This is a genomic window from Microbacterium sp. ARD32 (assembly GCF_031844385.1).
Lineage (GTDB): Bacteria > Actinomycetota > Actinomycetes > Actinomycetales > Microbacteriaceae > Microbacterium.
On sequence record NZ_JAUZVD010000003.1, the window covers coordinates 269,686 to 294,031 of the forward strand.

At 70.3% G+C, this 24,346-nt stretch carries 27 protein-coding genes and 2 tRNA genes; 15 read left to right on the top strand and 14 right to left on the bottom strand.

Translation table 11 applies throughout. The features are described from left to right. The first annotated feature begins 32 nt into the window (after positions 1–32). A complete protein-coding gene (locus Q9R19_RS12950) occupies positions 33–674 on the top strand; it encodes an NAD(P)H-binding protein (RefSeq protein ID WP_311256808.1) in 642 nt (213 codons plus the stop codon). 47 nt (positions 675–721) lie between these two features. Here the strand turns inward: Q9R19_RS12950 and Q9R19_RS12955 are convergent, their stop codons facing one another. Together Q9R19_RS12955 and Q9R19_RS12960 are read right to left on the bottom strand one after the other, a co-directional pair. Continuing rightward, positions 722–2,029, bottom strand: a complete 1,308-nt coding sequence (locus Q9R19_RS12955; RefSeq protein ID WP_311256809.1) for a DUF4032 domain-containing protein — start codon at positions 2,027–2,029, stop codon at positions 722–724. A 106-nt stretch (positions 2,030–2,135) separates the two neighbouring features. Further along, positions 2,136–3,239: a sn-glycerol-3-phosphate ABC transporter ATP-binding protein UgpC gene (locus Q9R19_RS12960; protein WP_311256810.1), complete on the bottom strand. Its 1,104-nt coding sequence runs from the start codon at positions 3,237–3,239 to the stop codon at positions 2,136–2,138. A gap of 214 nt (positions 3,240–3,453) precedes the next feature. Between Q9R19_RS12960 and Q9R19_RS12965 the strand changes: the two genes are divergently transcribed. After that, the gene (locus Q9R19_RS12965; RefSeq protein WP_311256811.1) at positions 3,454–4,446 is read left to right on the top strand and encodes a thioredoxin domain-containing protein; all 993 of its coding nucleotides are present in this window, start codon (positions 3,454–3,456) and stop codon (positions 4,444–4,446) included. A 55-nt stretch (positions 4,447–4,501) separates the two neighbouring features. Beyond that, a tRNA-Thr gene (locus Q9R19_RS12970) sits at positions 4,502–4,574 on the top strand. A 6-nt stretch (positions 4,575–4,580) separates the two neighbouring features. Here Q9R19_RS12970 and Q9R19_RS12975 read toward each other — a convergent pair. From Q9R19_RS12975 to msrB, 3 genes are read right to left on the bottom strand one after another with little or no spacing between them, the layout of a single operon-like run. After that, a complete protein-coding gene (locus Q9R19_RS12975; RefSeq protein WP_311256812.1) occupies positions 4,581–5,234 on the bottom strand; it encodes an SOS response-associated peptidase family protein in 654 nt (217 codons plus the stop codon). A 42-nt stretch (positions 5,235–5,276) separates the two neighbouring features. Next, the gene (locus Q9R19_RS12980; RefSeq protein ID WP_311256813.1) at positions 5,277–5,825 is read right to left on the bottom strand and encodes a nitroreductase family protein; all 549 of its coding nucleotides are present in this window, start codon (positions 5,823–5,825) and stop codon (positions 5,277–5,279) included. Continuing rightward, on the bottom strand, positions 5,822–6,226 hold the full coding sequence (gene msrB, locus Q9R19_RS12985) for a peptide-methionine (R)-S-oxide reductase MsrB (RefSeq protein ID WP_311256814.1): 405 nt from the start codon (positions 6,224–6,226) through the stop codon (positions 5,822–5,824). Before msrB ends, Q9R19_RS12980 begins: the two co-directional genes overlap by 4 nt. Before the next feature lie 75 nt (positions 6,227–6,301). Here msrB and Q9R19_RS12990 point away from each other — a divergent pair, with 75 nt between their 5' ends. From Q9R19_RS12990 to groL, 4 genes are all read left to right on the top strand, one after another. After that, positions 6,302–7,279, top strand: coding sequence for a DUF2332 domain-containing protein (locus Q9R19_RS12990; protein ID WP_311256815.1), 978 nt, complete (start codon positions 6,302–6,304; stop codon positions 7,277–7,279). A 9-nt stretch (positions 7,280–7,288) separates the two neighbouring features. Further along, on the top strand, positions 7,289–7,546 hold the full coding sequence (locus tag Q9R19_RS12995) for a DUF3263 domain-containing protein (protein ID WP_311256816.1): 258 nt from the start codon (positions 7,289–7,291) through the stop codon (positions 7,544–7,546). Positions 7,547–7,595: 49 nt separating this feature from the next. Continuing rightward, complete coding sequence (locus tag Q9R19_RS13000; protein ID WP_311256817.1) at positions 7,596–8,183, top strand: LytR C-terminal domain-containing protein; 588 nt, start codon at positions 7,596–7,598, stop codon at positions 8,181–8,183. A 128-nt stretch (positions 8,184–8,311) separates the two neighbouring features. Next, complete coding sequence (gene groL, locus Q9R19_RS13005; RefSeq protein ID WP_311256818.1) at positions 8,312–9,928, top strand: chaperonin GroEL; 1,617 nt, start codon at positions 8,312–8,314, stop codon at positions 9,926–9,928. A gap of 151 nt (positions 9,929–10,079) precedes the next feature. On the opposite strand, the gene Q9R19_RS13010 is transcribed toward groL, so the two are convergent. The 3 genes from Q9R19_RS13010 to Q9R19_RS13020 form a co-directional block, all read right to left on the bottom strand. Then, on the bottom strand, positions 10,080–10,367 hold the full coding sequence (locus Q9R19_RS13010; RefSeq protein ID WP_311256819.1) for a WXG100 family type VII secretion target: 288 nt from the start codon (positions 10,365–10,367) through the stop codon (positions 10,080–10,082). A gap of 115 nt (positions 10,368–10,482) precedes the next feature. Next, positions 10,483–12,195, bottom strand: coding sequence for a HAMP domain-containing sensor histidine kinase (locus Q9R19_RS13015; RefSeq protein WP_311256820.1), 1,713 nt, complete (start codon positions 12,193–12,195; stop codon positions 10,483–10,485). Positions 12,196–12,217: 22 nt separating this feature from the next. Next, positions 12,218–12,913 (bottom strand): response regulator transcription factor, encoded by a 696-nt coding sequence (locus tag Q9R19_RS13020; protein ID WP_311256821.1) that lies wholly within the window; start codon positions 12,911–12,913, stop codon positions 12,218–12,220. A 118-nt stretch (positions 12,914–13,031) separates the two neighbouring features. On the opposite strand from Q9R19_RS13020, the gene Q9R19_RS13025 reads away from it, so the two are divergent. Together Q9R19_RS13025 and Q9R19_RS13030 are read left to right on the top strand one after the other, a co-directional pair. Continuing rightward, positions 13,032–14,102, top strand: a complete 1,071-nt coding sequence (locus tag Q9R19_RS13025; protein WP_311256822.1) for a type II CAAX endopeptidase family protein — start codon at positions 13,032–13,034, stop codon at positions 14,100–14,102. Between the two features lie 9 nt (positions 14,103–14,111). Further along, entirely contained in the window at positions 14,112–14,270 is a 159-nt protein-coding gene (locus tag Q9R19_RS13030; RefSeq protein ID WP_311256823.1) for a hypothetical protein, read from the top strand. 9 nt (positions 14,271–14,279) lie between these two features. On the opposite strand, the gene Q9R19_RS13035 is transcribed toward Q9R19_RS13030, so the two are convergent. From Q9R19_RS13035 to Q9R19_RS13045, 3 genes are read right to left on the bottom strand one after another with little or no spacing between them, the layout of a single operon-like run. Further along, on the bottom strand, positions 14,280–15,920 hold the full coding sequence (locus Q9R19_RS13035) for a DNA repair helicase XPB (RefSeq protein ID WP_311256824.1): 1,641 nt from the start codon (positions 15,918–15,920) through the stop codon (positions 14,280–14,282). Between the two features lie 29 nt (positions 15,921–15,949). Continuing rightward, complete coding sequence (locus Q9R19_RS13040) at positions 15,950–17,635, bottom strand: helicase-associated domain-containing protein (protein WP_311256825.1); 1,686 nt, start codon at positions 17,633–17,635, stop codon at positions 15,950–15,952. A gap of 5 nt (positions 17,636–17,640) precedes the next feature. Beyond that, a complete protein-coding gene (locus tag Q9R19_RS13045) occupies positions 17,641–17,916 on the bottom strand; it encodes a multidrug ABC transporter ATPase (protein WP_311256826.1) in 276 nt (91 codons plus the stop codon). A 124-nt stretch (positions 17,917–18,040) separates the two neighbouring features. On the opposite strand from Q9R19_RS13045, the gene Q9R19_RS13050 reads away from it, so the two are divergent. Continuing rightward, complete coding sequence (locus tag Q9R19_RS13050) at positions 18,041–18,409, top strand: cold shock domain-containing protein (protein WP_311256827.1); 369 nt, start codon at positions 18,041–18,043, stop codon at positions 18,407–18,409. Further along, positions 18,393–18,899: a DUF3027 domain-containing protein gene (locus Q9R19_RS13055; RefSeq protein ID WP_311256828.1), complete on the top strand. Its 507-nt coding sequence runs from the start codon at positions 18,393–18,395 to the stop codon at positions 18,897–18,899. The genes Q9R19_RS13050 and Q9R19_RS13055 overlap by 17 nt, the downstream gene beginning before the upstream one ends. Before the next feature lie 93 nt (positions 18,900–18,992). On the opposite strand, the gene serC is transcribed toward Q9R19_RS13055, so the two are convergent. Next, a complete protein-coding gene (gene serC / locus Q9R19_RS13060; RefSeq protein ID WP_311256829.1) occupies positions 18,993–20,099 on the bottom strand; it encodes a phosphoserine transaminase in 1,107 nt (368 codons plus the stop codon). 102 nt (positions 20,100–20,201) lie between these two features. Between serC and Q9R19_RS13065 the strand changes: the two genes are divergently transcribed. The 4 genes from Q9R19_RS13065 to Q9R19_RS13080 all read left to right on the top strand — a co-directional run bounded on the left by Q9R19_RS13065 (position 20,202) and on the right by Q9R19_RS13080 (position 22,878). Continuing rightward, complete coding sequence (locus tag Q9R19_RS13065; RefSeq protein ID WP_311256830.1) at positions 20,202–20,903, top strand: metal-dependent transcriptional regulator; 702 nt, start codon at positions 20,202–20,204, stop codon at positions 20,901–20,903. Positions 20,904–21,129: 226 nt separating this feature from the next. Further along, positions 21,130–21,975, top strand: a complete 846-nt coding sequence (locus Q9R19_RS13070) for a M23 family metallopeptidase (RefSeq protein ID WP_311256831.1) — start codon at positions 21,130–21,132, stop codon at positions 21,973–21,975. A 307-nt stretch (positions 21,976–22,282) separates the two neighbouring features. Further along, positions 22,283–22,780, top strand: a complete 498-nt coding sequence (locus tag Q9R19_RS13075) for an HNH endonuclease (RefSeq protein ID WP_311256832.1) — start codon at positions 22,283–22,285, stop codon at positions 22,778–22,780. A gap of 24 nt (positions 22,781–22,804) precedes the next feature. Then, a tRNA-Arg gene (locus Q9R19_RS13080) sits at positions 22,805–22,878 on the top strand. A gap of 136 nt (positions 22,879–23,014) precedes the next feature. Here Q9R19_RS13080 and Q9R19_RS13085 read toward each other — a convergent pair. Continuing rightward, positions 23,015–23,359, bottom strand: coding sequence for an Lsr2 family protein (locus Q9R19_RS13085; protein ID WP_311256833.1), 345 nt, complete (start codon positions 23,357–23,359; stop codon positions 23,015–23,017). 88 nt (positions 23,360–23,447) lie between these two features. Beyond that, entirely contained in the window at positions 23,448–24,296 is an 849-nt protein-coding gene (locus Q9R19_RS13090) for a LuxR C-terminal-related transcriptional regulator (protein WP_311256834.1), read from the bottom strand. Between the last annotated feature and the right edge of the window lie 50 nt (positions 24,297–24,346).

Here is a 24,346-nt window from a genome sequence, read left to right on the forward strand (position 1 = left end):
TGAATGATCGTCCCGACACGGAAGGAACGCACATGGCACGCATCGTCGTCATCGGAGGAACCGGGTACGCCGGCACGCACATCGCGCGCGAGGCGGTAGCGCGCGGCAACGAGGTCGTGGTGATCTCGCGCACGGCACCCGGCTCACCCCTCGACGGCGTGCAGTACGTGCAGGGTTCGGTGCTCGACCTCGACGCGCTGGGCGGCGTCTTCGACGGCGCGGATGCCGTGGTCTCGGCCCTCTCGCCGCGGGGCGACATGACCGACGAGGTGCTCGGTGCGCTCCGCGAGCTGATCGCGAAGCTCTCGGGCACCTCGACCCGCCTCGGCGTCGTCGGCGGCGCGGGCGGCAGCCTGGTGACACCGGGCGGCCCGCGTCTGTTCGACCAGGACTTCCCCGAGGAGTACCGGCACGAGGCGCAGGTGGGCATCGACTCGCTCGAGCTGCTGCAGGCGATCGGTGCCGAGCTGGACTGGTTCTTCATCCACCCGGCCGAGGTCTTCGGACCCTGGGCCGAGGGGGAGCGCACCGGTCGCTACCGCGACGGCGGCGACGTGCTGGTGCGCGCTGAGGACGGCAGCTCGACGATCTCGGGGGCGGACTTCGCGATCGCAGTGGTCGACGAGATCGAGCACCCGAAGCACCACCGCGAGCGCTTCACCGTCGGCTACTGATCCCCGGCGTTCTCGCACCGGCCTCCGTGAGAAGGAGGGCGTGGGGATCACACCAGGTCGCGCCAGTCGATCGCGGCGGTGTCCTCGGAGAGATCCACCGCGCCGGTGACGACCGGCAGGCTCATGGTCTCCGTCGGCGGGCCCATGATGGTCGCCTCGTCGCGGCGGTGCCGCAGCACGTCGTTGATGTAGCTGGTCAGCACCTCTGCCAGAGGCACCGAGCGACCCTGCGCCTGCGACAGGTACCACCGGTGCTCCAGCACCTGGTGATACACCTCGGCGGGTTCGAGCTTCGCCCGAAGGTCGTAGGGGATCGCCCGCACCACGGGCTCGAACACGCGCGTCAGCCATTCGTGGGCGTGGATCTCCTCGTCGTCGAGATCCTTCTTGGAGCGCACCCGGAACTCGTCCAGGTCGTTCAGCAGCCGGCGGGCCTGGTTCTCCTCGACGTCCAGGCCGGTCAGGCGCAGCAGTCGCCGCTGGTGATGTCCGGCATCCACCACCTTCGGCTGGATGCGCACGGCCGTGCCGTCCGGCGTCGTGACGATGGACATCTCATCGATGTCGAAGCCGAGCGCGTTCAGCCGGCGAACCCGCTCGGTGATCCGCCACGCCTCGTCCACGCCGAAGGACTCCTCATCGGTGAGCGCGGTCCACAGCGACCGGTACGACGAGACGATGCCGTCCGCGATCTCCAGGGCGTCGACGCCGCGCTCCAGCCGCCCGCCCGCGGCCAGGTCCATGATCTCGCCGGCGATGTTGGTGCGCGCCAGCTCCAGGTCGTAGCTGCGCTGGCCGTCGGTGAGGCCCTCCTCGTGCAGCTCGCCGGTCTCGGCATCCACCAGATAGGCGGCGAAGGCGCCCGCGTCGCGACGGAACAGCGCGTTCGACAGCGAGACATCACCCCAGTAGAAGCCGACGTTGTGCAGCCGCACCATCAGCAGCGCCAGCGCGTCCACGAGCCGATCGGCGGTGTCGGGGCGCAGCACCTGCGTGAACAGCGCGCGGTAGGGCATCGAGAAGCGCAGGTGCGAGGTCACCAGGGCCGCGGGCAGCTCTCGGCCATCGGCATCCACCCTCCCGGCGATCACCGCGACGCGATCGACGCAGGGCACGTCCAGCTTCGCCAGGCTGCCGAGCATCTCGTACTCGCGCTGCGCCATCTGCTCGGTGGTCTCCTTGACCGCCACCACGCGACCGGACAGGTCCGCGAAGCGCACCAGATGCCGCGACAGGCCCTTCGGGAGCGAGACGATGCGGTCGGACGGCCACCTGCCCAGCGGCGTCCCCCACGGCAGTCCCAGCAGGCCGGGATCGACCGAGCGCGCGCTGATGCGCAGCGACTGCTTCTTCATGCGTCCTCCGCGGGATGACGGGGAGCGGATGCCGGTGAGCGCACCGCCCCGGAAACGCAACGGCGCGGGCGACCCGGAAGGTCGACCCGCGCCGTTGCGTCGGAGATCAGGCCGAGACGATCGGCTTCTCGTTCAGCCGCTCGCCCGACTCGAGGTCGAACAGGTGCACGTGGCCGGCGATCGGCGCCAGGACGACGGTCTCGCCCGCGTTCGGGTGACGACGGCCGTCGACGCGAGCGACGAGGTCGGTGCGCTTGCCGTTGATGTCGGTGTGACCGTACAGGTAGCCGTCGGCGCCGAGCTCCTCGACGAGGTCGACGGTCACCGACAGACCCTGGCCGTCCTCGGGCGCGACGACGATGTCCTCGGGGCGGATGCCGACGGTGACCGAGTTGCCCTTGGCCTTCGCGACGGCCGCGGTCTCGGTCGGGACGAGCTTCGTGCCGAACTGCACGCCGCCCTCGCCGAGCGACGCCTCGAACAGGTTCATCGCGGGCGAGCCGATGAAGCCGGCGACGAACACGTTGCTCGGGGTCTCGTACAGCTCCCGCGGCGAGCCGACCTGCTGCAGCAGGCCGTCCTTGAGCACCGCGATGCGGTCGCCCATCGTCAGCGCCTCGGTCTGGTCGTGGGTGACGTACACGGTCGTGACGCCCAGGCGACGCTGCAGCGACGCGATCTGCGTACGGGTCTGCACGCGCAGCTTCGCGTCGAGGTTCGACAGCGGCTCGTCCATGAGGAACACCTGCGGCTGACGCACGATGGCGCGACCCATGGCGACGCGCTGACGCTGACCGCCCGAGAGCGCCTTCGGCTTGCGGTTGAGGTACTCCTCGAGGTCGAGGAGCTTGGCGGCCTCGAGCACGCGCTGGGCGCGCTCCTCCTTGCCGACACCGGCGATCTTCAGAGCGAAGCCCATGTTCTCGGCGACGGTCATGTGAGGGTACAGCGCGTAGTTCTGGAAGACCATCGCGATGTCGCGGTCCTTCGGCGGCACGTCGGTGACGTCGCGGTCGCCGATGAGGATGCGGCCGGCGTTGACCTCTTCGAGGCCGGCGAGCATGCGCAGCGAGGTGGACTTTCCGCAGCCGGACGGGCCGACGAGAACGAGGAACTCGCCGTCGGCGATCTCGATGTTCAGCTTGTCGACCGCGGGACGGGTGCCTCCCGGGTAGATGCGGGTGGCCTCGTCGAACGTAACGGTTGCCATTGTCTCTCCTTCACCGGCAGGTACGTGCCGGACGATCCGTCGTGAATGGAAGCGGCGGACCGGGCCCGCCGTGACCCGCCATCGGGTCGAGATCAGTATTGCACGAGCGGGGGCGTCTGGGTATTTCCCAGACTGCCTCGTTAACATCGAACGCGGTGCCGCACCCGTGACGGCAGCGGGATCACCCGTCCCACCCGAACTTTCAAGAGGAACGATGTCGAGCGACGAAACGCCGAACGTCCCTGCCGCCCGCAACTCACGCGAGGCCGCGCGGGAGAAGGCCCAGCGAGTGCACGCGAGGCAGTCGCGAGCGCGCGTGATGCGACGCGTGATCATCGGACTCGTCGCCGTGGTCGCCGTCGGATCGATCGGCACGGCCGTGGCGTTCGCCGTCAGCTCGTCGATGTCCGAGCCCGAGCTCAGCCCGAGCGGCATGACCGGCGACGGCGTGACCGTCAGCGATGTCACCCTCGCCGCCGGCTCCACCGGAGTCTCACCCGATCAGACCCCGTCGCCATCGCCGACCGCAGCGGCCACCACGCCGGCACCCGAGGGCACGCAGGAGGCGGCGAGCCCCACCGAGATCCACATCTACGTCGATTACCTGTCGGCGGGCGCCTCGGAGTTCGAGAAGGCGAACGCCCGGCAGCTGGCCGGCTGGATCGATCAGGGGGCTGTCACGGTCACCTACCACCCCGTCGCGCTGCTGACGGCGAGCTCGAACGGCACCAAGTACTCGCTGCGCGCCGCATCCGCCGCGGCCTGCGTGGTCACCTACTCGCCGGAGCAGTTCTTCGACTACAACCACGAGCTGCTCACCGATCAGCCCAAGATCGACAGCGACGGACGCAGCAACGTGGAACTGGCCGACCTCGCGGTCGCCGTGGGAGTGCACGACGCCAAGCGGGTGCGCTCCTGCATCGAGGGCCAGGACTTCGTCAGCTGGGCCAAGGACGCCACCGCGCGCGCGCTCGCCGGGCCGCTTCCCGGCTCCAAGGACCTCAAGCTCAACAACGAGGCTCTCGTGGTCGTCGGGGGAGAGGCGTACGTCGGCGCGCTGAACGATCCGGCTGAGTTCGCCCAGTTCGTGCTCACCACCTCGAACGACGAGTACTACGGCGAGGCGGATCCGATCCCGACGCCGACGCCGCCTGCCACGCCCGCGCCGACGGACACCCCTACGGCACCGGCCACGCCCGCATCCTGACGTTCGAGCGACGCCCCGCCGCTCGCTATGCTTGTGAGCGGCTTCGGCCGTCTTCGCCTCCTTAGCTCATCTGGTAGAGCAGCGGCCTTGTAAACCGCAGGTGGCCGGTTCGAGTCCGGCAGGAGGCTCCGCCTCTAGAAGAGCATTCCGTCGCCGCGGTCGTCCGGACGCGCCCGCGCCGTGAGTCGTTCGTCGAGGGATGCCGCGGCCAGCAGCGCCTCGTCGACGAGCTCGCGTCCGGGATCACCGCCCAGCCAGTCCGAGGCGAAGTCGGCGGGCACGAGCATCGGCACGCGATCGTGCAGAGCCACCAGGTGCGCGGGCGCGGGACGCATCACGATCGAGTAGCAGGTGGTCCACTCGCCGTCGGGCGTGCGGCCGCGCTGCGTGACGGCGGCCATGCCGAACAGCGTGCCGCCCCCGAACCCGAACTCATGCCAGATGCGCTCCGGCTTCTGCAGCTCGAACCAGCCGGTGGTCGGTACGATCGCGCGGTTGCGCAGACCCCCGGGCCGGTCCTGCAGGCGCTCGGAGCGCGTGTTGATCGACGGGAACCGGGCCGGCGCCCCGTCGACGAGGTAGCCCCACCACGCCCGCTCCAGCGTCGGCACGCCCTCCGACGCGGTCACCAGCGGGTTCAGGTTGCGCAGGTTCCTGCCGGTGGGGCGCAGGGTCTCGCCGGCATTGGCCTCCGCCCAGGAGCGCAGCCCTTCCAGGACGGCCTCGTCGGCCTCGGCCAGCAGCTCGGCGTCGGTGAAGCGGGGATCGAGTCCGTAGCTCGCGCACATGCTCAGAGCGTACTCGCGGGCCCCGACATCGGTCAGGCCGATTCAGCGCTCGCCGCGCTGCGGCATCCGTGTCAGCAGCGCATCCGCGTCGACGGGAGCGCGCCGACCGGCATCCTTCCCCTCCGGCTTTCCTCCGACGTAGAGCCAGCCCAGCAGCTGCTCGTTCTCCGCCAGCCCGTGCGCTGCGGCGACGGCACGTGACCGGGTGTACCCGCCGGTGCGCCAGATCACGCCCCACCCGGCTTCGTCCAGCAGCAGGCTCAGCGTGTGCGCGACTCCGGAGGCCACCGCCTCCTGCTCCCAGCGCGGCACCTTCTCGCTCCTGCGATACGACACGACCACGCCGATCAGCAGCGAAGCGCGCAGTGGCTTGCCCGACGGCTCGTCGTCGCCGTTCGCCTTCGCGATGGCGGCGCCGAGTGCGAGCCGGTCGTCGCCGCGCAGCTCGATCAGCCGCCACGGCCGCAGCGACGAGTGATCGGCCACCCGGCCTGCGGCCTCGATCAGCGGCAGCAGCTGCTCGCGCGTCGGAGCGTCTTCGGTGACCTTCGACCAGGAGGTGCGGCGCAGGACGGCCTCGAGGGCGCTCACGACTCGTCGGGATCGAACGTCAGCGCCAGCGAGTTCATGCAGTAGCGGTCACCGGTGGGCGTGCCGAACCCGTCCGGGAAGACGTGGCCCAGGTGCGAGCCGCAGGCCGCGCAGCGCACCTCGGTGCGCGTCATGCCCAGGCTGGTGTCCTCGATCAGCTCCACGGCCTCCGGACGCACCGACTCGTAGAAGCTCGGCCACCCGCAGCCGGAGTCGAACTTCGTGCCGCTGCGGAACAGCTCCGCTCCGCACGCGCCGCAGTGGTAGAGCCCGTCGCGCTTCTCGTCGAGCAGCTCGCCGGTCCACGGGCGCTCGGTCGCGGCCGTGCGCAGCACCGCGTACTGGTCATCGCCGAGCTCTTCGCGCCACTCGGCCTCGGTCTTGTTCACGCTGTAGGACATGCATCCATTCTCCCCCGTCGCGGGACGGTGCGGGCCGGCGGGAAGACGATCGGAGCCGGCTGGAAGAATGGCGGGATGACGGATGCCGTGCGCGAGCGCTTCGACCGCTTCGCCAGCCGGGAGGCCCCCGGCCGCAGCGCGGTGTACGCGGAATGGGCGGCGGGAGTCGCGGCGGATGCCGAGGTGCGGGTCGTGCTCGCGCGCATCCCGCCCGCGCATCGGCAGCCGCCGCTCGTGTTCGCGGTGACGCGTCTGCTCGGCGCGCCCGTGGGCGGCTACCCGGAATGGCGCGAGTTCGTGCTCGCCCGGGCGGACGAGGTCGTCGCGGAATGCGAGCGTCGCATAGTGCAGGCGAACGAGCCGCTGCGCCTGGCCGCGCTGCTGCCCGCGCTCAGCCGGATCGACGGGCCGATCGCGCTGCTGGAGCTCGGTGCCGCGGCGGGGCTCTGCCTATACCCCGACCGGTACTCCTACCGCTTCATCGCGGCCGATGGCGTGGAGCGGGCGCGCCTGGACCCCGTGGACGGCCCGTCCCGCGTGGTCCTGACCAGCACCGTGCGCGGTGCCCTGCCGCCGCTGCGGGTTCCCCGGGTCATCCGGCGCGCCGGCGTCGACCTCGCGCCGCTCGATGTCAGGGACGGCGGGCACCGAGCCTGGATCGACGCGCAGATCTGGCCGGGGGAGCACGAGCGGGCAGCCCGCATCTCCGCGGCCGCGGGCATCGTGGCATCCGATCCGCCGCTGCTGCTGACCGGCGACGCCGTGAACGCACTGGACGAGCTCCTCGCCACGGTGCCCGCCGGGACGACTCCGGTGATCACCACCCCCGGCGTGCTGGTCCATCTGCCGCGGGCGGCGCGAGAGCGGATGATCGCGGGCATCCGCTCCTCCGGCGCCCGCTGGGTGACGATCGATCCGGTGCGGCTGCATGAGGGTTGGTCCGGACCCGAGGAGGCGTTCGCGGTCGGTCTCGACGGCGTGCAGGTGGCGGATGCCGATCCGCTCGGCCGCTGGTGGGAGTGGCGTGCGGGCGAACCGTCGCCGCGCGGATAGCCTGATGCCATGCTCGGGGAACTCTCCGATCGCGATCGCGCGATCCTGACGCTGGAGGCGGCATGGCCGCGCCACGGCGGCATGAAGGAGGAGACGATCCGCACGCAGCTGGGCATGAGTCCTGCCAGGTACTACCAGCTGCTCGGCCGGCTGATCGACACCGAGCAGGCGCTGGAGTTCGATCCGCTGCTGGTGCGGCGACTGCGACGGCTGAGAGACGCGCGCGGCCGGCAGCGCGCGACGCGGATGCGCGGATTCGCCGGCTGAGAGGCCCCGCCCCAGCGGTTTCCCGGAGTTCGGCCGATAGCATCGTGGGGTGCTGAAGACCCCCCACGATCGATTCGACGACGTCCCTCGCGCCTCCGGGCGCGTCGGCGCGCACCGCGCCGAGCAGCCCGGCATCAACGGCCCGATCGCACTGCTGTGGTCCGCGGCGGTCGCGCTGGTGCTCGTCGTCATCGGGATCTTCGTCTCCATGGTGCTGATGGGGCGCATCGACCTGTTCGGCGCGGCTGATCCGGAAGCGCCTCAGACCCCCGGCGTGCTCGCGAAGATCGACACCTCTTACCGGGTGCTCATCCTCAACGCGACGCCTCAGACCGGCGTGGTCGCCACCGTGCGCCAGGAGCTGATCGACCAGGGGTGGGCCGCGAGCGACGTGTTCGGCAGCGACGGCTCCACCTCCCCGTTCGACGAGACCACCGTGTTCTACGTCGAGAAGGCCGACGAGGCGGCGGCGCTCGGCGTGGCAGACGTGCTGGACGGCGCCCGCGTCGAGCAGAGCGATCACTACGCATCGATGGATGCCACCGGCGAGCCGCAGCTGACGGTCGTGATCGGCACGGACCACCTGGGCACCACCAGTCCCGCACCCGGCGACGGCGAGGAGACGCCTGCGAGCTGATCCTCGCTGGGCGAACGCGTGCTCCGCACGGCTTGCACTCTCATGGGTCGAGTGCCAGACTGGGTGTTAGCACTCGATCACCCTGAGTGCTAAATTCATCGCCTACGTCCGGGAGGGACGAAAGACTCATGGCAAAGATCATCGCTTTCGATGAGGAGGCCCGCCGCGGCCTCGAGCGCGGCCTGAACATCCTGGCCGACGCCGTCAAGGTGACCCTCGGCCCCCGCGGTCGCAACGTCGTGCTCGAGAAGAAGTGGGGCGCCCCCACGATCACGAACGACGGTGTGTCGATCGCCAAGGAGATCGAGCTCGACGACCCGTACGAGAAGATCGGTGCGGAGCTCGTCAAGGAGGTCGCCAAGAAGACCGACGACGTCGCCGGAGACGGCACCACCACCGCGACCGTCCTGGCGCAGGCGCTGGTCCGCGAGGGCCTGCGCAACGTCGCCGCCGGCGCCGACCCCATCTCGCTCAAGCGCGGCATCGAGAAGGCCGTCGCGGCGATCACCGAGGACCTGCTCGGCAGCGCCAAGGAGATCGAGTCGAAGGAGCAGATCGCGGCCACCGCCTCGATCTCGGCCGCCGACAACGAGATCGGCGAGCTGATCGCCGAGGCGATCGACAAGGTCGGCAAGGAGGGCGTCGTCACCGTCGAGGAGTCGCAGACCTTCGGCACCGAGCTCGAGCTCACCGAGGGCATGCGCTTCGACAAGGGCTACCTGAACCCCTACTTCGTCACGGACCCGGAGCGCCAGGAGGCTGTCTTCGAGGACCCGTACATCCTCATCGCCAACCAGAAGATCGGCAACATCAAGGACCTGCTGCCGGTCGTCGACAAGGTGATCCAGGATGGCAAGGAGCTCGTCATCATCGCCGAGGACGTCGAGGGCGAGGCTCTCGCGACGCTCGTGCTGAACAAGATCCGCGGCATCTTCAAGTCGGTCGCCGTCAAGGCTCCCGGCTTCGGCGACCGCCGCAAGGCGCAGCTGCAGGACATCGCGATCCTCACCGGCGGCCAGGTCATCACCGAGGAGGTCGGTCTCAAGCTCGAGAACACGACCCTCGACCTGCTGGGCCGTGCACGCAAGGTCATCGTCACCAAGGACGAGACCACGATCGTCGAGGGTGCGGGCGAGCAGTCCGCCATCGAGGGCCGCGTGACCCAGATCCGTCGTGAGATCGAGAACACCGACAGCGACTACGACCGCGAGAAGCTGCAGGAGCGCCTCGCCAAGCTCGCCGGCGGCGTGGCCGTCATCAAGGCGGGCGCGGCCACCGAGGTCGAGCTCAAGGAGCGCAAGCACCGCATCGAGGACGCCGTCCGCAACGCGAAGGCGGCCGTCGAGGAGGGCATCGTCCCCGGTGGTGGTGTCGCGCTGCTGCAGTCGGCCAAGGTGCTCGACAGCCTTCAGCTCGAGGGCGACGAGGCCACCGGTGCGAACATCGTTCGCGTCGCCACCGAGGCTCCGCTGAAGCAGATCGCCATCAACGCGGGCCTGGAGGCCGGCGTGGTCGCGCACAAGGTCGCCGAGCTCCCCGCGGGCCAGGGCCTGAACGCCGCGACCGGCGAGTACGGCGACATGTTCGCACAGGGCATCATCGACCCGGCCAAGGTCACCCGCTCGGCGCTGCAGAACGCGGCCTCGATCGCCGGCCTGTTCCTCACCACTGAGGCGGTCGTCGCCGACAAGCCCGAGAAGGCACCGGCCGCTCCGGCCGACCCGACCGGCGGCATGGACTTCTGACATGACTGGGCTCAATGCGACGCAGTCGCGTTGAGCCCAGGGCATGTCGAGGTTGAGCGAGCGCAGCGAGTCGAAACCCTGTGCCCGCATCGAGCCGCCCATCTCAGACAGAACGCCCCCTGCTTCGGCAGGGGGCGTTCTGCGCATCCGCTCAGCGGAACAGACTCGCGGAGTACTGATCCGCATCCGCGTACTGGCTGGCGGCCGAGCCCAGCGCGGTGCTGATGGAGGACAGCACCTGCTCGACGTGCAGCTGCGCTCCGCGCCACTGCTCGCTGCACTGCTGGAAGGCCAGCGACGCGGAGCCGGTCCACGACGACTGCAGCTGGGTCAGCTGGGCCATCAGGGCGGTGGACTCGCTCTGCAGCCGTTCCATGGTGGCGCGGGTGGCACCGTTGGCGGCATGGACCGCGTCGGTGTCGACGGTGTAGACGGACATGGGTTCTCCTCTCGACGGGTCTCCGACTCTACGAGCGGGGCGCAGGGCCCGAATGCCGGAATCCCGGCCGCTGTGGACAACTCGGCCGAATGCCGACCTGTGCACAGGAGTGGCGTCAGAGGTCGAGCCGGTCCAGCGGCTGCGTCTCCTCCAGCAGATGCTCGGGCGTCGACTGCGCGGGAGCCAGGGGCAGGGAGACGACGAACGTCGCCCCGCCGCCGGGTGTCTCGTCCACGTGCACCGAGCCGTGCAGCGTCTCCACGATCGACGCCACGATCGCCAGACCCAGGCCCGCTCCGCCGGTCTCGCGGGCGCGAGAGGTGTCGGCGCGCCAGAAGCGCTCGAAGATGTGCTCGCGGATCTGCGGCGGGATGCCCTCACCGTGGTCCACGACGGCGATCGTGCCCACGCCACGGCGCCGGTCCGCGCCGACGACGATCTCGATCGGGCCGTCGGGGGGCGAGAACCGCCGGGCGTTGCCGAGCAGGTTCGTGACGACCTGACGCACCTTGTTCTCCTCACCGAGCACGATCGGGGGAGTGCGGACCGGCGCGTCAGTGGCCTCGGTGAAGTCGATCGACGGCACCACCGGCGCCGGCCTCCCGCGCCGGCGCAGGCGGCTCAGAGGACCGGTGGCACGGGCGGACGGCGGGTTCGGCGCCGCGGCGGTGCCGAGGGAGGGCGCCGGACGCAGGCGCGGCGGATCCTGTGCGTCGGCGGTGGTGTCGATCACGGAGATCGTCCGTCCGGGGGAGGCCACGCGCAGGTCGAGAGCGGCGTCCCTGGCCACAGGGCGAAGGTCGATCGGCACGATCTCGAGCTGCTTCTCGCGATCCTCGTCCAGGCGCGCGAGCGCGAGCAGGTCCTCGACGAGGACCCCCATCCGGATCGCCTCCTTCTCGATGCGCTCCATGGCGCGGGCGGTGTCCTCCTCGCCGCTGATCGCCCCCATCCGGTACAGCTCCGCGTAGCCGCGCACACTGACCAGCGGCGTGCGCAGCTCGTGGCTGGCGTCGCCGATGAAGCGTCGCATGTTCTGCACCGTGCGGTCCCGCTGCGCGAGTGAGCGGTCCACACGGTCGAGCATCGTGTTGATGGCGGAGTTCAGGCGCCCGACCTCGGTGGTGGGCTCGAGATCGGTGAGGCGCTGACTGAAGTCGCCCGCGGCGATCGCCATCGCCGTGGACTCGACGTGACTGAGCCGGCGGAACGTCAGGGTGACCAGACCCCGGATCAGCAGAGCAGCGAGCAGGATCGTCACCAGCGCCACGGTGGTGTACACCGCGAAGTACGTGGCGACGATCTTGTCGGCCTCCTCCAGGGGAAGCGCCACCATCTGCACGTAGGTGACGCCGGCGATCTTCTGCAGCGACTGCGTGGATGCGGCCGCGGTGTACGACTGCCCGGTCGCCGTGGTCAGCGCGAGGGTGGCATCGCCCATCGCCTGCGCGGACTGCAGGCTGAGCGTGGCGGGGAACCGCGGCCGGTCCTCCACGCTCTGCCCGCCGGCCTGCGCGATCGGGTCGCCCGCCGTCGTGTAGAAGGCCACCACGAAGTCCGCCCTGGTCGGGGCATCCTCCCGCGGCTCGAAGGCGAGCTCGCCGTCGGCGACGGAGACGTCGAAGAAGCGCTCGGCCTGACCGGTGGTCGCCAGCGACGGCAGCTGCTGGTTGATGTTGTTGATCATCGCGCCGCGCAGGATCGGCACGGTGCCGATCCCGGCGATCACCAGGCCCAGGGCGAGGACGGCGACCGTGACTCCGGTCACCTTCGCGCGCAGGCTGATCCGCCGCCACCAGCGGGTGACGGAATCCGAGCCCTGCGTCATGGTGTGTTCGGGAAGGCCGCGCTCAGGCGGACTTGCCCACCTTGAGCATGTAGCCGAAGCCGCGCTTGGTCTGGATGAGCGACTCCTCGGTGTGCGGGTCGATCTTGCGGCGCAGGTAGGAGATGTAGCTCTCCACGATGCCGGCGTCGCCGTTGAAGTCGTACTCCCACACGTGATCGAGGATCTGCGCCTTCGACAGCACCCGGTTGGGGTTGAGCATCAGGTACTTCAGCAGCTTGAACTCGGTGGGGCTCAGCTCGATCGGCACCTTGTCGACGAACACGTCGTGGGTGTCCTGATCCATCGAGAGCTCGCCGGCGCGGATCAGCGCCTCCTCGTCGCCGTTCTGCATCGTGCGGCGCAGGATGGCCTGCGCGCGCGCGACGATCTCGTCCAGGGCGAACGGCTTGGTGACGTAGTCGTCGCCCCCCGCGTTGAGTCCTTCGATCTTGTCCTGGGTGTCGTCCTTCGCCGTGAGGAAGAGGATCGGGGCGGTGAAGCCGGCACCGCGCAGGCGCTTGGTCACGCTGAAGCCGTTCATATCGGGCAGCATGACGTCGAGGACGATCAGGTCCGGCTCCTCCTCGAGGACGGCCGAGATCGTGGCCGCCCCGTTGGCGACCGTCTTCACCTTGAAACCGGCGAAGCTGAGGCCCCGGGAGAGCAGGTCGCGGATGTTCGGCTCGTCGTCGACGACCAGGATGCGCGCATCAGTCATGACCCCATTATGGTGACTTCGCCCCTGCGCGGGCTGATTGTCTTCGGAGATGCGGTCTCGGACGGGGCCCGAGGCGAGGATCGGGACGACGCCCATCGCGATCTGAGAGGATCGGAGGATGCCCTCCGACACCGGCTCCGCGGCCTATCCGCCCCCTCCGCCGCCCGCTCCCCGTCCGCCGGTGGGCGCTCGGCCGCCGGCGGTCGCGATGCCGGCCATCGCCATGCAGTCCGGGACGGCCGCATCCGACGCGCTGGCGTTCCACCGTCTGGACCGCGCCCGCTCGCGTCCGCTGCGCTGGTGGCGGCCGCTGCTGGTCGCCGTCGTGGCGGTCGCCCTGTACCTCGTGATGCTGATCGCGATCTTCGTGCCCTTCGTGATCCTCTCGCTGATCATGCCGGAGCCCACCCCGGCCATGGAAGCACTCGCCCGCGGCGAGGTGCCCGGATTCGACGTGGCCGATCCGACCGGGTTCCTGCTGCTGGTCGTCCCGCTGATCCTGATGATCCCGGCACTGCTGGCCGCCTCGCGCATGGTGGGCGGCCGCGGCGCCGGCCTGCTGCTGTCCGTGGCCGGGCGGCTGCGCTGGGGGTGGCTCGGCCGCAGCCTGCTGGCGGCCGTCGCCGTGTACGCCGTGCAGACGGCGCTGTCACTGCTGCTCGAGGTCGCAAGCGGGGGCTCCGTCGCGGTCGACCTCTCCCAGCCCGGCCTTCTGCTGATGCTCGTCCTGATCGTGCTGCTGGTGCCGCTGCAGTCCGCGGCCGAGGAGTACGTGTTCCGCGGATTCCTCATGCAGGCGATCGGCACCTGGCTGCGGCATCCGCTCTTCCCGATCCTGCTGCCGATCCCGCTGTTCGTCTTCGGCCACCTCTACGACGTGTGGGGCCTGCTCAGCGTCGCGGTGTTCGCCGTGACCGCGGCCTGGCTGGTGTGGCGCACCGGAGGGCTGGAGGCCGCGATCGCCCTGCACGCGGTCAACAACGTCTCGGCGTTCGGCCTCGAGGCCCTCGGGCTCGCCGATGCGAACGCCACCACCGGCACCCCGATGGACGTGATCATCACGGCCGTCACCATGGCGGTCTACGTCGCCATCATCGAGGGGATGCAGCGGCGCAGCGGCCTGATGCGCACCCGCGTCGTCAGCGCTCCCGCCCCGACGCTCTCCGCGACGCTCTCCCCGCGGGGGTAGCATCCGAGCATGGACGAGTACGAGGGCGGCGACAGCGCCTGCTGGCTCTCGAGGGTCTGCCCGGAATGCGGTGCGCTGCTGGACGACCTCGCGGCCCCGTGCTGGCGGTGCGGGCTGAGGCCGGGGCAGGAGCCGGGCGACGCTTCGACGGGCTCAGCGACCCGGTGAGCGCGTGACTCAGGCGGCCAGATCCACGGCATCCATGATGGTGTAGCTGTACCCCTGCTCGGCGAGGAACCGCTGCCGGTTCTGCGCGTAGTCCTGGTCGACGGTGTCGCGCGCGATCAGCGTGTAGAAGCTCGCCGTGTGCCCGGACTGCTTGGGGCGCAGCAGGCGTCCCAGCCGCTGGGCCTCCTCCTGCCGGGATCCGAACGAACCGGACACCTGGATGGCGACGGATGCCTCGGGCAGGTCCACCGAGAAGTTCGCGACCTTCGAGACCACCAGCAGCGAGATCTCGCCCTCGCGGAACCGCCGGTACAGCTCCTCCCGCTCGTCCACCGGCGTGGCTCCCGTGATCTGCGGGGCATCCAGCGCCTGTGACAGCTCGTCAAGCTGGTCGAGGTACTGCCCGATCACCAGGATCCGCTCGCCCGGATGCCGGGCGATCAGCTCGCGCACCGCGGCGATCTTGGCGGGAGCGGATGCCGCCAGCCGGTACCGCTCGTCGTCGGTCGCGGCCGCGTACTCGAGACGGTCGCTCGGCGGCAGGTCCACGCGCACCTCGTAGCAGGCGGCGGGGGAGATGAAGCCCTGCGCCTCGATCTGCTTCCAGGGCGCGTCGAAGCGCTTGGGGCCGATCAGGCTGAACACGTCTCCCTCGCGGCCGTCCTCGCGCACCAGGGTCGCGGTCAGCCCGATGCGACGGCGCGCCTGCAGGTCGGCGGTGAGCTTGAACACGGGTGCGGGCAGCAGATGCACCTCGTCGTAGACGATGAGCCCCCAGTCCAGGGCATCCAGCAGCGCGAGATGCGCGTACTGGCCCTTCCGCTTGGCGGTGAGGATCTGATACGTCGCGATGGTGACCGGCTTGACCTCCTTGGCCTGCCCGGAGTATTCGCCGATCTCGTCGGGGGTGAGCGAGGTGCGCTTGAGCAGTTCGTCGCGCCACTGTCGCGCCGAGACGGTGTTGGTCACCAGGATCAGTGTGGTGGTGCCGGTGGCGGCCATGGCGCCGGCGCCGACGATGGTCTTGCCCGCGCCGCAGGGCAGCACCACGACGCCGGACCCCTCGCGGGCGAAGGCGTCCACGGCATCGTGCTGGTAGGGGCGCATCGCCCAGCCGTGCTCGTCGAGCTCGATCTCGTGCGGGGTGCCGGGCGTGTAGCCGGCGAGATCCTCGGCCGGCCAGCCGATCTTCAGCAGCTCCTGCTTGATCTGTCCGCGCGCCCATGCGTCGATCACGTAGCTGTCCGGCGAGGGATGCCCGATCAGCAGCGGCTGGATGCGCTTGCTGCCGGCGACCTGGGCCAGCACGGCGGGGTCGTCCGAGCGCAGGATCAGGGCCCCCTCGTCGTCGCGCTCGATCAGCAGGCGCCCGTACCGCTCGACCGTCTCGCGCAGGTCGACGGCCACCGAGGGGGGAACGGGGAAGCGCGACCAGCGGTCCAGCGTGCCCAGCATGTCGTCGGCCGTGTGTCCGGCAGCCCGTGCGTTCCACAGCCCCAGCCGGGTGATCCGGTAGGTGTGGATGTGCTCGGGGGCGCGCTCCAGCTCGGCGAAGATCGCCAGCTCGTGACGCGCGGATTCGGCGTCGGCGTGGGCGACCTCGAGCAGCACGGTGCGGTCGCTCTGGACGATCAGGGGGCCATCAGACATAGCAGACCAGTCTACCGGCGGCGGTGCGGTCAGGACCCGAGCACGCGGACCGAGCGGATGCTGCGCACGGGCAGCGTGCGCTCCACATCGGCAGCATGATCGCGCCCGCGCAGTCGGCCGCCGCCCATCCCGGAGGCCTCGAGCCGCAGCTCCCGGCTCGAGCCGTCCGGAAGCGCGACCTCGATCAGCACCAGTGCGCGGGCGCGGACCGCCGACTCCAGCTCGCGGTCCAGCCACGCGGCATCCGCATCCGGGCCCTGCCTCGAGCGCATCCGGGCCAGCAGCGTCCGGTACGCCTCGGGCTCGGCGGGGGCGCTCGGCGCTGGCCGGCGCCGGCTGGTGACGACGGACGCGCCGTCCCTGTCCACCAGCGTGGCCGGATACCGGGCGTCGGCCAGCGCCCAGGCGACCGTCTCCGCGGCGACCCGCGAGACCAGCCGGGCGCCCTCGCGCACCAGGCCGATCGGGCGCAGGTTGCGATCCACCTCGATCGCCTGCAGCAGATGCTCGTCCGCGGACGACACCGCGGTCCCGCCGGTGGCATCCGGCCCGACGCGCACGAGCCCGTGCCGTGCGGCGGCCTGGCCGACGAGATACTCCAGCGGCTGCGGCACGCCGGTGAGCGACAGCTCGTGCAGGAAGGTCAGGATGCCCTGCTCGGTCTCCCCCTCGATCAGCGCCCTGGCCACGGAGTCGGCCGTGAAGCGGTACGACGACACCTGAGCGCCGGGCTCGTGCTCGGTCATCCCGCGCAGCCGGTTCTCCAGCGCGGGCAGGAGGGGCCCCGGCGCGATCGCGGTGAGGTCGTTCTGCAGGAACAGCCGGTCGACCTCGGTCGGCAGCAGCGCCTGCAGCTCGGCGGTGCTCACGGCCTCCCCGAGGCGCAGCCGGCGGGCCCAGATCGGCTCGGTGCCGTCCGGGGCGCGCAGACCCAGCAGCACGGCCTGCGCGAGCAGTGCCTGCGCGCGCGGCGGCCAGGCGTCGTCCCAGGGGTGCGCGCGGGGCCACATCGGCATCGGCAGCCAGCCGCCGTCGGTGCGGATGCCGGGTTCCAGGGCGGCGCGGAACGACTCCGCCAGCGCCGCCCACCGCTCGGCGAACGACGAGGCCAGCCAGCTGTCCGCGGCGGCGGTCACGCGCAGCTCGCGGTCGACGGCACGAGCGAGGCCGGCCAGTTCCGCGAGCTCGCGCAGCCTGTCGGCGTCGACGTCGGCGCTGAACCGGCGCCGTTCCGAGGCGCTGAGCGCACCGGTCGCCACGAGCGCGAGCGGCGCGACGCGCGCGGCCCGCAGCAGGTCGGCGAGCAGGCCGGCCGTCGCGAACGCCTGCTCCGCAGCGCGGGCGGCCGCATCGGCGCTCGCCGCCGTCTCGCCCTCCTCGTCGACGGACGGCATGTCGCCGTGCGCGGCGACCGCGGCCGCCACCGGCGCGGGGACCGCGCCCCCGCTGTCGACGAAGCCCCGATCGGCCAGGAGGGCCAGCTCGGCGGCATCCGCCTCGCCGGCGACCGCCGCGATCAGGCTGCGGGCCTGGTTCCGGCTGAGCGCGGCGAGTCCGCGTTCGATCGAGGCCGGGTCGAGCAGCTGCTCGGCGGCGTCGAAGAAGTCATCCCACGGCGCATCCGCGCGCACGCCGCGGATGCGGAACAGGCGCGCCAGCTGCTCGTCGCTCGCCGCGGCCAGCCTGTCGGCCAGCGAACGCGCGTGAGTGCTCATCTGATCTAGGAGCGCTTGTTCGCGCGTCCCCTGCGGACGAAGGTGATGATCAGCAGCGTGATGATCATGACGAACGCCAGCGGCAGCCCGTACAGCGGCAGCGCCGCGACCACCGGCCACGCCCCGTGCCCGAACGCGCGCTGGTCCATTCCCGTCGCCGTGCCGATGATGATCGCGAAGAAGCAGATGATGGATGCCGCGGCCAGCGCCAGTGCCGTGTAGGCCAGGAATCGGTCGAGCCGGCCGACGGGCGTCTCGGGGGTGTCTTCGCGCTTGCTCATCACCGTCCAGCGTATCGCCTGGGCGGCGGTGCATGGAGCGCCGCGGGAGGGGAGCGGACCGGTAGGCTGGAGGGGTCGCGCCGCCGCACGACGATTCCGCAGTGACACTCAGCGAGGTTCTCCCATGCCCACCGGCAAGGTCAGGTTCTACGACGACGAGAAGGGGTTCGGCTTCATCGCCTCCGATGACGGTCAGGACGTCTTCCTGCACGCCTCGGCTCTTCCCGCGGGAGCCGTGGTGAAGAAGAACACCCGGGTCGAGTTCGGTCTCGCCGACGGGAGACGTGGACCGCAGGCGCTCTCGGTGCGGGTGCTGGACGCTCCGCCCGCGCGGGTGAAGGCCCCGCGCGCGAACGCCCACGACATGGCCGTGATCATCGAGGACCTCATGAAGATGCTCGACGACGCCAGCGGTGATCTGCGGCACGGCCGTCCCACCAGTCGCGCTCTTCCCGCGGTGCTCCGCAAGGTCGCTGATGACCTCGACGCCTGACGAACTCGCATCCGCGACGCGCGAGCTCGCCCTCGCCGCGCTGCACGAGATCACGCCGGCGAGCACGGTCGGCCCGGCCGCCGGTCACGCCGTCGACGAGAGCGGCGCCGTGTCGCTGCGCTTCGAGAACCGGTTGCCCGGATACCCCGGCTGGTACTGGACGGTGTCGGTGGCGCAGGTGGACGACGCCGAGCCGACCGTGCTCGAGGTCGAGCTGCTTCCCGGCGACAGCGCCCTGCTCGCCCCCGACTGGGTGCCGTGGGCCGAGCGGCTGGCCGAGTACCGTGCGCATCAGGCCGAGCTGGCCGAGCAGGCGGCCGCCGCGGGCACGGCCGACGAGGATGCGGATGCCGAGGACGACGACGATTCCGACGACGATTCCGACGATGACGACGACCACGATGTGAGCGACCTGCTGCACGCCGGCGACCTCGACGGCGTGGACATCGACGAACTCGACGCGGACAGCCACTCCGACGAGGAGGAGTGACCCCCACTCGCCGAAACCCCTCCTGATTGTCGAGACCCCTCATGAATCGCGCGATTCAGGAGGGGTCTCGACGGTGGTGAGGGGTTTCGGCGCTCAGTCCAGGCGCTCGAGCACGAACTCGATCGAGCGGATCAGCTGGCGCACATCGTCCGGCTCGATCGAGACGAACGTGGCGACGCGCAGCTGGTTGCGGCCGAGCTTGCGGTACGGCTCGGTGTCGACGATGCCGTTCGCACGCAGCGTCTTCGCGATCGCGGCCGCGTCAACGCCGTCGAAGTCGATCGTGACGACCACGGGGGAGCGGTGCGCAGGGTCGGCGACGAACGGGGTCGCGATCGCGGTGGACTCCGCCCAGTCGTAGAGCAGGCCGGACGACTCCGCGGTGCGAGCGGCCGCCCACTCCAGCCCGCCCTGACCGAGGATCCATTCCAGCTGGCTGTTCAGCAGGTGCAGTGTCGTCAGTGCGGGGGTGTTCAGCGTCTGGCTGAGCCGCGAGTTGTCCAGTGCGTTCTTCAGGCTGAGGAACTCCGGGATGTACCGGTCGGATGCCGCGATGCGCTCGATGCGCTCGATCGCCGCCGGCGACACGGCGGCGAACCACAGCCCGCCGTCGGATCCGAGGTTCTTCTGCGGGGCGAAGTAGTACACATCGGCCTGGGTGAGGTCCACGTCGATCCCGCCGGCCGCGCTGGTCGCGTCGATCACGGTGAGCGCACCGTCGGCGGCGACCCGCTGCACGGGCGCCGCGACGCCCGTCGAGGTCTCGTTGTGAGGCCAGGCGTACACGTCGACGCCGTCGACGATCTCCGGACCGACGAGCGAGCCGGGCTGCGCGCTGCGCACATCGGGCGCCTGCAGCCATGGCGCCGCGGACGCCTTGCCGAACTTGCCGCCGAACTCGCCGAACACCAGATTCTGGCTGCGCTGATCGATGAGGCCGAAGGCCGCCGCATCCCAGAACGCCGTCGAGCCGCCGTTGCCGAGGATGATCTCGTACCCCTCCGGCAGGCGGAACAGCGCCGAGAGGTTCTCGCGCACCCCGGCGACGAGGTTCTTCACCGGCGCCTGGCGATGCGACGTGCCCAGCAGACTCGATCCCGCCGAGACGAGCGCCTCCACCTGCGCGGGGCGCACTTTGGACGGACCGCAGCCGAAGCGTCCGTCGACGGGCAGGAGTTCTCGGGGGATCTCGATCGCCATGGCTCGATTGTAGGGCGCGCTCTCCCGCTTCCCGGTTCGCGTGACGGGCGATGACCGCTCGCCGAAAAGGTAGGCTTGCCTAAGAACCTGCGGAGGGCCAGCATGACCGACCTGATCGACACCACCGAGATGTATCTGCGCACCATCCTCGAGCTCGAGGAGGAGAACATCGTGCCGCTGCGCGCGCGCATCTCGGAGCGGCTGGGTCATTCCGGACCCACGGTCTCGCAGACCGTCGGGCGCATGGAGCGCGACGGCCTGGTCGTCGTCTCCGACGACCGCCGGCTGGAGCTGACGGACGCCGGTCGGCGCAAGGCGGTGGATGTCATGCGCAAGCACCGGCTCGCCGAGCGGCTCCTCTCCGATGTGATCGGCCTGGACTGGGCCTACGTGCACGAGGAGGCCTGCCGCTGGGAGCACGTGATGAGCGAGCAGGTGGAGCGCCGCCTGGTCGAGCTGCTCGGGCATCCGACCGAATCGCCGTACGGCAACCCGATTCCGGGACTGGACCAGCTGGGCGATGTGCCCTCGCGGTCGTTCGAGGACGGCGTGATCGGGCTGGTCAAGAAGCTGGATGCCGCCGGCGAGCCGATCGAGGGAACCGTGCGCCGTCTCGCCGAGCCCGCCCAGGTCGACCCCGAGCTGCTGGAGCAGCTCCGCGAGGCCGGCGTCGTGCCCGGCGCACGCGGTGACTACCGCTACAGCGAGGGATACGTCCTGATCCGGATGGAGGGGCGCGAAGAGGGTCTCGAGCTTCCCGTCGAACTGGCCTCGCACATCTTCCTCTTCGGCGGAGACGACTGAAGTCACCGATGCCCTCGGCGCGCCACCGGAGAATTGCCAGGTTCGGAGGGTGACAGAATCGTTATCTTCCGGTAACGTCTCTTGAGTCTCCGGTGAAGAAGCCCGCCGGGGATGATCACGAAGACCGCCTCCCAGGCTCGTCGCCTTCGTGAGAGAGTTCGCACAACGTGCCGTGTGACATACGTGCCCGAGAATCGACCATCGCCGACGAGCCTGCGCTACCCGAATGAGCGCGGAGGCGCAGGAGGACTCCCTTTTGGCCGAAGACATCGCCACGACCGACACCGTCCAGAACCCCGGCAGGATCGCGCGACGTCGCGCACCCCGCAGCACGAACCGCAACGGCGTGAAGCCCGTGCGCACGGTGGCGATCTTCGCCGCGGTGGGTGCCCTCGTCGCCGCGGTCGCACTGCCCGCGTACGCGGCGAACAACCTGGGCGGCGCGCAGGCGACCACCCTGCAGCAGATGGCCGTCGACGACGCGCAGTCCCTCGTCGTGGCATCCGAGGCCACCACGGCGCCGCTGGACCGGGGATCCTATTCCGCCACCACCCCGGAGGAGATCGCCAAGAAGAAGGCCGAAGAGGCCGCGAAGCAGCGAGCCGCAGCGGCCGCGCGCGCGGCATCCATGGGCTCGCGACTCAGCGCGGCCGACCTGCGACTGGTGGCACCCGGATCCGGTGAGGTGCGCTACCCGCTCGTGCCCGGTTCGTACTACGTGAGTCGCACGCTCGGCAGCGGCCACTCCGGTGCGGACATGGTCGAGAACGCCGGCAACCCGATCTTCGCCGCCGCAGGCGGTCGCGTGCGCGTCTCGTCGGAGGGCTATTACGGCTACGGAGTGGCGATCGTCATCGACTCGGTCGTCGGCGGGCAGCGCGTGTCCACCCTCTACGGTCACATGACGCACGGCACGCGTGCCGTCTCGTCCGGTCAGACGGTCAAGCCGGGGCAGTTCATCGGCAAGGTCGGCAACACCGGCCGCTCCTACGGCGCCCATCTGCACTTCGAGGTCAAGGTCAACGGTTCGCTCGTGGAGCCGATCTCCTGGCTCGGCGCGAACGCAGGCTGATCCGACACGCTCGCCGCGCGCGAGCGGTGCTCCCGGACGCTTCAGTCCGATGGGCTAGCCTGTACCCGTCGTCGTACGGGCGGGAGAAGCCGATGAAGCAGGTGCCGAGCATCCGAACCATGGATGCGATCGGTCGTCTGCTGCGCCGGCTCCGTCCGCAGGGACGGCTCGACACCGTCGAGCAGGGAAGGCGCGGTCGCTAGAGCGCGCCTTCTTCTCATCCCTGCGATCGCCTGCTGTCCGTGCGGCGTCGTGTGAATCGAGAGCGCCGGGAAGCCATCCCGGTCGGATCGAGAGGATGACGACGATGCGCACACTGGTTCTGAACGCCGGATACGAGCCCCTGACCGTGGTCTCGTTCCGAAGAGCGATGGTGCTCGTCATGAACGACAAGGCCAGCGTGATCGAGCATGTCGAGGGGGATCCGGTCCGCTCGGGCCGCAGCGTCTATGACCGCCCCGTGGTCATCCTGCTCACCAGGTACGTGCGCGTGCCGTCGTCGCGGCGGCTGCCGGTGACCAGACGGGGCGTGCTGCGCCGCGACGACCACCGCTGCGGGTACTGCGGACGCAGTGCGTCCACGATCGACCACGTGCTGCCGCGTTCGCGCGGTGGTGAGGACAGCTGGGAGAACCTGGTCGCGTGCTGCCTGAAGTGCAACAACGTCAAGAGCGACCGCACGCCGCAGGAGATGGGCTGGGAGCTGCGGATGACGCCGCGCCGCCCGCATGGCACTGCTTGGACCGTACGCGGCGGTGAGCGCGGGGATCCCCGCTGGGAGCCGTACCTGGCGCTGGCCGCGTAGCGCGGCCGGTTAGACTTGTCGGGCGCCTTCGTAGCTCAGTCGGATAGAGCAGCCCTCTCCTAAAGGGCAGGTCGCAGGTTCGAATCCTGTCGAGGGCACGACGACGAAGGAGGCCGCCCGGAGGGTGGCCTCCTTCGTCGTCTACGAGCGGCGCGTGGAGAGCCCGGTGGGGACGCGAGGGCACGACGAGCGGCCGGCTCCCCGAAGGACGCCGGCCGCTCGATCACGCAGAGATCAGTGCGCGGCGCGATACGCCTCCAGCACGTCCGCCGCGACCCGGCCGCGCTCGGACACCTTCAGGCCCTGGGACCTGGCCCATTCGCGGATCTCGCCGATCTCGGAGTTCCGCGCTGCGCGGCGACGCGGCGCGGAGCCGCGGGCGTTTCCGCCGGCCGAAGCACGACGTCCCGCATTGATGTAGGGAGCCAGCGCTTCGCGCAATTCCTCCGCGTGCGCATTCGTGAGATCGATCTCGTATGCGGTGCCATTGAGCGAGAAATGAACGGTCTCGCCTTCCCCGACCTCCAGCAGAGCGCCATCGATATCGTCAACCAGTTGATGCACAATTCGTCGAGCCATGCGACCAACAATATGGCGGATATTCCGTTCCGGCAAGAATGCGCCGCGGGTTTTCGTGCGGGAATTCAGCGCACGGCCGGATAAGAGGTCAGGGGAGAAGGCCTGCACGCCGTGCGCGAGCGACCGCCGCGTGTCGGGTGGATGCGTCGAGCTTCGACATGGCGCCGCCGAGGTAGGCCTTCACGGTGCCTTCGCGCAGGCCGAGCTGGGCGGCGATCTCCGCGTTGGTCGACCCCACGGCGGCACAGGCCAGAACGTCGAGCTCTCGGGGGGAGAGATGTGCGGTGGGGATCGCGCCGGTCGTGGTCGAGTGCGCCGGTTCGACGACTCCCATCAGACGGCGCTCGACGGCGGCGATGCGGTCGCGCAGCCCCGCATCCGTCAGCCCCGCGGCGATGCTGCGCAGCTCGGCGAAGCTCTCACGCAGCTCCTCGCGCGCCGGGGAGGCCAGGACGGGGACGGGGGATGCCTCCCGCAGCCGCCGCTCCACCTCGTCGCGGATGCGCAGCTCGTCCGCGATCCTCTGCGCCACGCTCATCGCCGGAGCAGTGGTCACCCCGCCCGCCTCGGACTGCTCCCACGCGCCGGCGTAGAGCACGCCGCGCGGCTTTCCCTCGACCACGATGGGCACGGCCAGCAGCGTGCGCAGACCCTCGCCGAGCACGAAGACGTCGTAGTCGTGCGTGATGTGCGGGGAGGAGCGGTAGTCGTTCGTCATCCGCGGGCGCAGCTCGATCATCGCCCGTCCGCCGAGCCCGCGCTCCGGACGCACCTGAAGGCCGTCCAGATGGCGGGTGCGATTCCCGACGATCGTGCTGACCGCCACCTCGCCGTCCTCGACCAGTCCGCCGAACGCGACGGGGAACCGGGTGCGCCGGGCCAGCTCGCGCACGCCGTCGGCGACGAGTTCCTCCGCGGTTCCGGTGTGGACGCTCATTCTGGACAGATACCAACTTTCGGGGGTGACGGCGTTGTCCGCCCGTTTCG

Bases quoted from the DNA above. Each gene is read 5' to 3' on its own strand.
- serC (WP_311256829.1), bottom strand. From the start codon at position 20,099: ATGGCGATCGAGATCCCCCGAGAACTCCTGCCCGTCGACGGACGCTTC.
- Q9R19_RS13050 (WP_311256827.1), top strand. From the start codon at position 18,041: ATGCCCACCGGCAAGGTCAGGTTCTACGACGACGAGAAGGGGTTCGGC.
- Q9R19_RS13085 (WP_311256833.1), bottom strand. From the start codon at position 23,359: ATGGCTCGACGAATTGTGCATCAACTGGTTGACGATATCGATGGCGCT.
- Q9R19_RS12960 (WP_311256810.1), bottom strand. From the start codon at position 3,239: ATGGCAACCGTTACGTTCGACGAGGCCACCCGCATCTACCCGGGAGGC.
- Q9R19_RS12950 (WP_311256808.1), top strand. From the start codon at position 33: ATGGCACGCATCGTCGTCATCGGAGGAACCGGGTACGCCGGCACGCAC.
- msrB (WP_311256814.1), bottom strand. From the start codon at position 6,226: ATGTCCTACAGCGTGAACAAGACCGAGGCCGAGTGGCGCGAAGAGCTC.
- Q9R19_RS12965 (WP_311256811.1), top strand. From the start codon at position 3,454: ATGTCGAGCGACGAAACGCCGAACGTCCCTGCCGCCCGCAACTCACGC.
- Q9R19_RS12995 (WP_311256816.1), top strand. From the start codon at position 7,289: ATGCTCGGGGAACTCTCCGATCGCGATCGCGCGATCCTGACGCTGGAG.
- Q9R19_RS13020 (WP_311256821.1), bottom strand. From the start codon at position 12,913: ATGACTGATGCGCGCATCCTGGTCGTCGACGACGAGCCGAACATCCGC.
- Q9R19_RS12955 (WP_311256809.1), bottom strand. From the start codon at position 2,029: ATGAAGAAGCAGTCGCTGCGCATCAGCGCGCGCTCGGTCGATCCCGGC.
- Q9R19_RS13010 (WP_311256819.1), bottom strand. From the start codon at position 10,367: ATGTCCGTCTACACCGTCGACACCGACGCGGTCCATGCCGCCAACGGT.
- Q9R19_RS13065 (WP_311256830.1), top strand. From the start codon at position 20,202: ATGACCGACCTGATCGACACCACCGAGATGTATCTGCGCACCATCCTC.
- Q9R19_RS12990 (WP_311256815.1), top strand. From the start codon at position 6,302: ATGACGGATGCCGTGCGCGAGCGCTTCGACCGCTTCGCCAGCCGGGAG.
- Q9R19_RS13030 (WP_311256823.1), top strand. From the start codon at position 14,112: ATGGACGAGTACGAGGGCGGCGACAGCGCCTGCTGGCTCTCGAGGGTC.
- Q9R19_RS13070 (WP_311256831.1), top strand. From the start codon at position 21,130: ATGAGCGCGGAGGCGCAGGAGGACTCCCTTTTGGCCGAAGACATCGCC.
- Q9R19_RS12975 (WP_311256812.1), bottom strand. From the start codon at position 5,234: ATGTGCGCGAGCTACGGACTCGATCCCCGCTTCACCGACGCCGAGCTG.
- groL (WP_311256818.1), top strand. From the start codon at position 8,312: ATGGCAAAGATCATCGCTTTCGATGAGGAGGCCCGCCGCGGCCTCGAG.
- Q9R19_RS13025 (WP_311256822.1), top strand. From the start codon at position 13,032: ATGCCCTCCGACACCGGCTCCGCGGCCTATCCGCCCCCTCCGCCGCCC.
- Q9R19_RS13055 (WP_311256828.1), top strand. From the start codon at position 18,393: ATGACCTCGACGCCTGACGAACTCGCATCCGCGACGCGCGAGCTCGCC.
- Q9R19_RS13035 (WP_311256824.1), bottom strand. From the start codon at position 15,920: ATGTCTGATGGCCCCCTGATCGTCCAGAGCGACCGCACCGTGCTGCTC.
- Q9R19_RS13015 (WP_311256820.1), bottom strand. From the start codon at position 12,195: ATGACGCAGGGCTCGGATTCCGTCACCCGCTGGTGGCGGCGGATCAGC.
- Q9R19_RS13090 (WP_311256834.1), bottom strand. From the start codon at position 24,296: ATGAGCGTCCACACCGGAACCGCGGAGGAACTCGTCGCCGACGGCGTG.
- Q9R19_RS13040 (WP_311256825.1), bottom strand. From the start codon at position 17,635: ATGAGCACTCACGCGCGTTCGCTGGCCGACAGGCTGGCCGCGGCGAGC.
- Q9R19_RS13045 (WP_311256826.1), bottom strand. From the start codon at position 17,916: ATGAGCAAGCGCGAAGACACCCCCGAGACGCCCGTCGGCCGGCTCGAC.
- Q9R19_RS13075 (WP_311256832.1), top strand. From the start codon at position 22,283: ATGCGCACACTGGTTCTGAACGCCGGATACGAGCCCCTGACCGTGGTC.